The following is a 1,479-nucleotide window of genomic DNA, read 5'->3' as shown; positions in this document are numbered from 1 at the left end:
CAGTTTGATCCAGAGCGGGGAAGTTCCATCGCATGGCTATCGGCTATCGCGCGGAACCGTTCTCTAGACTGGAGGCGTTCGCAGCGCCCGATGACCAACGACGAACTTGACCAGATTGAAGATGATGCGCCCAGTGCGCTCGATGCCGTGATCAAGCAACAGCAGTGGCAGCGGGTCTTGAAAGAGCTCGCCCAACTGAGTGCCCGCGAGCGTGAACATCTTCACGCGGCTTTTGTAGACGGCAAATCCTATGATGCTCTTGCCAAGAGAGACGGCATTCCGCTGGGCACTATGAAGTCCTGGATGCGTCGTGCGCTCATGAAGGTTCGGTCCGCAGTCGAAGAACAGGCGCTCGGCTACAGAGCCTGAGGGACAGTGCGGCACCCAGTGGCTTGTTCGGCAGAAGATCGCCGCCCCCTTCTTCGACCTCTACCGTTTGGAACATCGCCGGCCGACCCGGGTTCTTTCAGCGAAAGGCCTTTAAGCCACAAGGAACTCTCATGAAAATCGCTCGTATGGCTGCTCTGGCCGCCTCCGTGGGTCTGGCCGCGACACTGGCCGCCTGCGGGTCGATGGGCGGCATGTTGATGCGCGATAGCGAAGCTCAAGCTATGGCTGGAATGAGTGGCGCGCCCGACGCTGACATGCAGCGAGTGCTCGACGCTCTGGCCGCGCTCGGAGCACGGCCGATCGAGTCCCTGAGCGTCGCACAGGCTAGCACACAGCCGTCGCCAGATCAGGCGGTGATGCGGGTCAAGACCGACATGGGCATGTCCACGGCCGCCGATGCAAGCGTGACCACGCAGAACCTGATGTATCCCGCCGGAGCCGGCCAGCAGCCGGCTCGCATCTACAAGCCCGCGAACGCCACGGGCACGGACCTCCCGGTCGTGGTCTACTACCACGGCGGCGGCTGGGTCATCGCCGACCTCGACGTGTATGACGCCACGCCGCGCGCCATGGCCAAGGCCCTCAACGCGATCGTGGTCTCGGTTGAGTATCGCAAAGGCCCCGAAAACAAGTTCCCCGCCGCTCACGACGACGCCAATGCCGCGTGGCGATGGGTGGTTCAGAACGCCGCCTCCTGGGGTGGAAATCCCGATAACATCGCGGTCGCCGGTGAAAGCGCTGGGGGCAATCTGGCCCTGAATGTCGCGATCTCTGCGCGAGACGCAGGCTGGACTCAGCCAGAGGCGATCCTGGCAGTCTATCCCATCGCCAACGCCGATCCGATGCTGGCTTCGAAAATGGCGAACACCGAAAGCCTGCCGCTGCGCACCGCCACCCTGACGTGGTTCGGCCAATATGCCTTGCGCGGTCCGGCCGATCAGCAGGATCCCCGCTTCAACCTCGTCGCCGCCAATCTGCGTGGCCTCGCTCCCGTCACCATCGTCAACGCCGACATCGACCCCCTGCGGGACGACGGCGCGACGCTCGAGACCGCGCTGCGCTCGGCTGGGGTTCGGGTCGAACGCCGGA

General features: G+C 63.8%; 2 protein-coding genes. Both read left to right on the top strand.

All coding sequences use genetic code 11. The features are described 5' to 3' along the window. Positions 1-369 (top strand): sigma-70 family RNA polymerase sigma factor (locus ACP7A5_RS17925; protein WP_426043158.1); only part of this gene is annotated, 369 nt, incomplete at its 5' end. Positions 370-500: 131 nt separating this feature from the next. Further along, positions 501-1,479: alpha/beta hydrolase (locus tag ACP7A5_RS17920; RefSeq protein ID WP_426043157.1), on the top strand; the 979-nt coding region annotated here is incomplete at its 3' end.

Origin of the sequence: Brevundimonas sp. TWP2-3-4b1 (assembly GCF_049897665.1) — a bacterium.
Classification (GTDB): Bacteria; Pseudomonadota; Alphaproteobacteria; order Caulobacterales; family Caulobacteraceae; genus Brevundimonas; species Brevundimonas subvibrioides_B.
Note: the sequence above shows the minus strand (reverse complement) of the source record. Positions and strands in the feature narration are given on the sequence as shown.